6 protein-coding genes are annotated in these 5,302 nt (G+C 35.5%); 5 read left to right on the top strand and 1 reads right to left on the bottom strand.

Going from position 1 to position 5,302, the window contains the following annotated elements:
• The first annotated feature begins 158 nt into the window (after positions 1 to 158).
• The 5 genes from HNS38_RS19630 to HNS38_RS19615 all read left to right on the top strand — a co-directional run bounded on the left by HNS38_RS19630 (position 159) and on the right by HNS38_RS19615 (position 4,664).
• Positions 159 to 1,352, top strand: a complete 1,194-nt coding sequence (locus HNS38_RS19630) for an FMN-binding protein (protein ID WP_172283856.1) — start codon at positions 159 to 161, stop codon at positions 1,350 to 1,352.
• Between the two features lie 2 nt (positions 1,353 to 1,354).
• Entirely contained in the window at positions 1,355 to 1,480 is a 126-nt protein-coding gene (locus tag HNS38_RS20855; RefSeq protein ID WP_256367559.1) for a hypothetical protein, read from the top strand.
• Between the two features lie 50 nt (positions 1,481 to 1,530).
• Entirely contained in the window at positions 1,531 to 2,442 is a 912-nt protein-coding gene (locus tag HNS38_RS19625) for a transporter (RefSeq protein WP_172346955.1), read from the top strand.
• A gap of 345 nt (positions 2,443 to 2,787) precedes the next feature.
• Positions 2,788 to 4,002 carry a PQQ-binding-like beta-propeller repeat protein gene (locus HNS38_RS19620; protein ID WP_172283851.1) on the top strand — a complete coding sequence of 405 codons (1,215 nt, stop codon included), beginning with the start codon at positions 2,788 to 2,790 and terminating at the stop codon, positions 4,000 to 4,002.
• 257 nt (positions 4,003 to 4,259) lie between these two features.
• Positions 4,260 to 4,664, top strand: a complete 405-nt coding sequence (locus HNS38_RS19615; RefSeq protein ID WP_371823826.1) for a DUF4143 domain-containing protein — start codon at positions 4,260 to 4,262, stop codon at positions 4,662 to 4,664.
• A gap of 262 nt (positions 4,665 to 4,926) precedes the next feature.
• Here the strand turns inward: HNS38_RS19615 and HNS38_RS19610 are convergent, their stop codons facing one another.
• Positions 4,927 to 5,274: a hypothetical protein gene (locus HNS38_RS19610; protein ID WP_172346953.1), complete on the bottom strand. Its 348-nt coding sequence runs from the start codon at positions 5,272 to 5,274 to the stop codon at positions 4,927 to 4,929.
• Positions 5,275 to 5,302: the final 28 nt, after the last annotated feature.

Here is a 5,302-nt window from a genome sequence, read left to right as displayed (position 1 = left end):
CATGCTGCATTTTTTCTCTAAAATGCTCAGTATATAACGGTGCGAAACTTCAGTATAGTAATACTTCGAATTCGGATTTTCCTCTTCTATTTTAAATCACAATGCTCTCTTATTAGAGACATTTTTAACATGAATATTTGATATTCAATGACCCTATCATGTATAATCACCAAAAAGTAAAAAAGAAAAGAGAAGCTTGGCTGACCCTTATTGCTATGCTATTCATTATAGCAGCATGGATAGCTGGTGGCTTAGTTGAGAATGCTGATATCTTATCTACGATTAAAGAAAAGATGCCAGATATTGCCAAATTTGAAGAGCTTGAATCCTCAACTTATAAAATATATAATGCTGAAGATATGGTGTTGGGCTATCTCAGTGTAGAATCGGCAATGGGTTATGGTGGTCCATTACAAATGGCCGTAGCAGTTGATCAAGATGGGAAAATATTTGATTTGGCTGTGGTAAGCTCCAAAGAAACCCCATCCTATTTAGAAAAAGTTTTAGATACCGATTTTCTGGATGATATTATTGGTAAATCATTCACCGATACCTATACAATAGGAGTTGATATAGATGGTATTTCCAGTGCTACTTATTCTTCAAATGCCATTTTGGAAGCTTCAAAAATGGGTGATAGGTTTGTTTCCGCCAAGGTTTTGGGTTTTGATGTTCCAGAAAAAGAAAGCCCTAGTCTACAGTTTGGTGGTGCTGAAATGGTACTCATCTTACTGTTTGCAATAGGCTATTTTGCTCACAAAAAAACCTTCAAATACAAAAAGATAGCGCGTTGGGGGACTATGCTCGTGGGCTTGTTTGTCCTCGGATTCTTCTATAATAAACCCTTCACACTTTCTATGATCAACCAATTGCTTCTGGGCTACTTTCCTCCGCTACACTCACATTTGTATTGGTATATGCTGCTTTTTGGAGTATTCTTTGTGTTTACTGTGGATAATAAAAATCCTTATTGTCAGTGGTTCTGTCCGTTTGGAGCGGCACAAGAATGTATGGGATTGGTTGGAGGTGCCAAACATCGATCGGTAGGGAAATTCAAGAATATATTCAAGTGGAGCTTAAGAATCATCACACTATTTGCAATTATTATGGCTTTGCTATTGAGAAATCCAGGGGTGACGAGTTATGAAATATTTGGAACATTATTTAAACTCACTGGAAGCAATTTTCAGTTTGCAATATTGGGAATCATATTAGTTGCTTCTATGTTTATCAAAAGACCATGGTGTACTTATTTATGTCCATTAGGTCCAGTAACCGATCATTTTTCTCATTTGCGAGGTTTGGTCATGGGAAAATGGAAAGGAAGTATGCAAAAGCATAAAAATGTATGAAAATGAATACAGAAGTTAGTAGGAGTAATAGCTTAGGAAGTATTGTTGTTATTATTGTTGTGATGATTTGTTTAGCTTTAGTTATCCTTCAGCTCTTAACAAGTATCTATAATAACCTGACATTCTAGGTATTTAAAATGAATCGAATTATAAATCAAAATAAAAAAAGGGAATTATTATGAAAAGAAGACTACAATTGATACTGATCTGTTTAATGTTCATCGGTACAGCTACAACAAAAGTATATGCTCAAGAAACAGGTCATTATGTGCCAGGTATTATGGGGATTAAAGCGGCAACCTTGCCTCCTCCAGGAAATTATTACATTATGCATAATGTTTTTTATACTGCAAATGCAACTTATGATGGAAATGGAGATAAAGCTGATATAGGTTTCGATGTAAATGTATTTGTTAATGCACATCGTTTTGTACATGTTTGGGAAGATGTGCTTTGGGGTGCTAATTACGCCGTTAATGTTATTGTACCTTTAGTAAATACTGATATCAGTATTGCTGCCTTTGGTGTGGATGCTACACAGTTTGGTGTGGGTGATATTATCCTCGACCCTATGGTATTGTTATGGAATAAACCCAAGTTTGATATCGCTTTTGGTGTAGGTGCAGTAGTGCCAGTTACAGAATATGACCCTACTAAACCCGCTGCTCCAGGCAAAGGCTTTTGGACTGGAATGCTGACATTCGGTGGAACTTATTATTTCGATGCCAATAGAACATGGACAGCCTCTCTTTTATCTCGCTATGAAATGCATAGTAAAAAGAAAGATTATGATATCACAGCGGGAAATGATTTTACTTTTGAGTGGGGAATTGGTAAAACGATTATGAAAAAAGTTATCTGGACCGTTGGAGCTTCGGGTTATGCCCATTGGCAGCTTACTGAAGACAAAGGAGACGATGTGGTTTGGGACCCAACGGTTAAGGATCAGATTTTTAGTGTAGGCCCAGAAGTACAATGTTTCATTCCTAAAATAAAATTGAATCTCGAATTAAGAGGCCTTTATGAATTTGGCGCTATAGATCGCTCTCAAGGGACAACATTATGTTTATCCTTATTTAAAGCTTTTTAATTTGACAATATTTCCTATTCAAGAAGGTTTCTAAGAGCCTTTTAGAATAGTATTCTGAGTTATTTTTTTGTTTATTCCCCGTAAAGAGAAATCATAAATATATGGTTTCTCTTTTGGGATTTATACCTCTGAGTTTTGTGACATTATTTAATATTCATACTCCCACATCGATCATCCGTCTTCCAATATCTTTCTGCCAGTTTCAGTCCCTAAATTTCAGCTTTCCCCGGTCTTCCCACCTCATGCTTCAAACTTCGGACTTCCTGCTTCTAACTTCCTCCCTTTCAATTCTCAAAAAAATCACTATTATTGTAAACAATTGACAACGAACAAATAGGAGAGAAGATGAAGAGAGTGATTTTTGTATTTACATTAAGCCTTTTGATAGGTGGTTTGATAGCTCAAGAAGTAGCACAATGGCGTGGTCCCAATAGAGATGGAAAATATCCAGACAAGGGATTAATGAAGATTTGGCCAGAAACGGGTCCAGAAATGCTATGGCATTATGATGATTTAGGCTTGGGACATGGTTCGGCAGCGGTGACTAGTGATAGAGTTTTTACTTCTGGAACTGATGAGGATGGAAATGGATTTGTGGTAGCCTTAAACCATTCAGGGGAAAAAATATGGCAAGCATCTATTGGGAAAGAGTGGATGGATAACTTCGAGGGAACCCGTTCTACTCCTCTTATTCATGGTGATAAACTATATATCATGAGCTCCTATGGTTATTTAGCCTGTATGAATACTGAGGATGGTGAAATAGTTTGGGATACGGATTTATTCAATGATTATGATGGCATAAATATTAAGTGGGGCGTTACAGAAAACCTATTGATAGATGGAGAAAAGCTATTTGTAACTCCAGGTGGAGTAAAGGATAATATTCTAGCTCTTCATAAAGATACGGGTGAATTGATTTGGAGTTCAAAGGGAAATAGTGAGATTTCTGCCTATTGTTCGCCTATAGTAATCGACCGTGGAGCCACTCGTTTACTCATTACTCAAACAGCTGAATCGATATTAGGTTTAGATGCGAATTCTGGTGAGGTTTTATGGACCTTCGAACATCCCAATAAATATTCTGTTCAGGCCAATGCACCTACCTATCAAGATGGAAAAGTTTATATCGTAAGTGGCTATGGAAAAGGAGGCGTTCAGCTTCAAATTTCGGAGGATGGTAAATCGGTAACTGAGCTGTGGAGAAATACTACCCTCGATGATAGAATGGGTGGAGTAGTTTTAGTTGACGGGAGAATTTACGGCTCCGGAGATAAAAAATCCTGGCACTGCCTCGACTGGGAAACTGGTGAAGAGTTATATAAAAGCAGGATGTTTAAAAATGGAAACATCATTTACGCCGATGGCCTCCTCTATTGTTATAGCGAAGCGGGAACAGTGGGTATTGTAGACCCAAAGAGCAACGATTATAGTTTGGTTTCTACCTTCGATGTTCCTTATGGAGAAAAATGGCATTGGGCCCATCTGGTGATTTATGACAAGAAGCTTTATGTTCGTCATGATCATTCTTTGATGGTTTATGATATTGCTGAAAAATAAGAGGTCCACGAATTTAGCTGATTAGGCTAATTTTCACGAATTGTTTTATTTGGGCTCACTAATCTCTAATAATTTGCAGAAACTTTTCCCTGTCTCCCCTTGGGGTCGGGGCAAACAGGGAAATTCAATATGCTATTTCTTATTGAATGCTAACTATTTGGTTTTAGATAAAACTATACATATTTCAAGTTCAAATAAATTATGTATTTTTGAAGTTGAATATCAATATTACATAATATTGACTCGTATTTTAATCAATATACAGCACTGATGTTGGCTTACTAAGATATTTGTTGGGGATAAACACTGAAAGTCAAATTTCTAGAGATCCATTATTTGGTCAAATATTTGAAAATCTAGTTATAATTGAATTACTTAAACATCAACTAAATAAAGGTGAAGAGCCAAACTTGTATTTTTACAGAGATAGCAATCATACAGAAGTTGATGTAATTCATCAAGCAGGAAGACAATTAATCCCCATCGAAATCAAATCAGCCATGACTTTCAATAAAAACTTTGTGAAAGGAGTGTCATATTTCCAAAAGCTAAGTCCCAAAGCAAGCAAAGGATACGTGATATATTCAGGTGATTTGGTTTTTGAGAGTGATGATTATTCTGTTTTGAATTTTGTAGATGTTAATAGGGTTTTTGAGGATTAAAAATTTACCATTCATTTTGATTTAAAAAGCAATTAAAACCTGATGGGTATCTTTCTTACATCTCTTACAATAAAAAGAATGTTGTCTGTTAATCTCTTTTATATCCTCAAAAACTTGTCTCTGTTTTTTAGTTTTTTTTGCAATGCTTATGTGTATTTATAAAACCACAATCACAATTTGTATCAAATTCCCAATATTCTTGATCATCATTCATATATTTAAATTTAGATTATTGTTATTTACAGGTAAAAATAAAATCAGTCTAAATAGGAAAGTTGATTATTCCATCAATAAACTTAATAACTGAAATTTCAGCTGTCCATTCATTACCTTGATATTCCCCTTTTGTAATGATCATTGGATTCCTAAAGCTTGACAATTCATTATCTCCATAACCATTTTTCCCATTATCTAAAGGATGGGTATCCTGAATTGGAAAATCAATATGCAAAGAATCCGCATGAATAATTTTATTACAAGCATTTCTTAATTTTAAATCGCTTTCTTCTATTTTTTTTAGAGTCCCAACTACAATATTGTAATTTCTATAATCCTCTTCATTTAATGAAGTATACTCTCTGTCTGGATAGGCTGACTCATGTTGTGCCACCTATACCGATGTAACTGTGCCACTCAAA

Source organism: Lentimicrobium sp. L6 (genome assembly GCF_013166655.1).
In the GTDB taxonomy this organism is placed as follows: Bacteria; Bacteroidota; Bacteroidia; order Bacteroidales; family UBA12170; genus UBA12170.
Note: the sequence above shows the minus strand (reverse complement) of the source record. Positions and strands in the feature narration are given on the sequence as shown.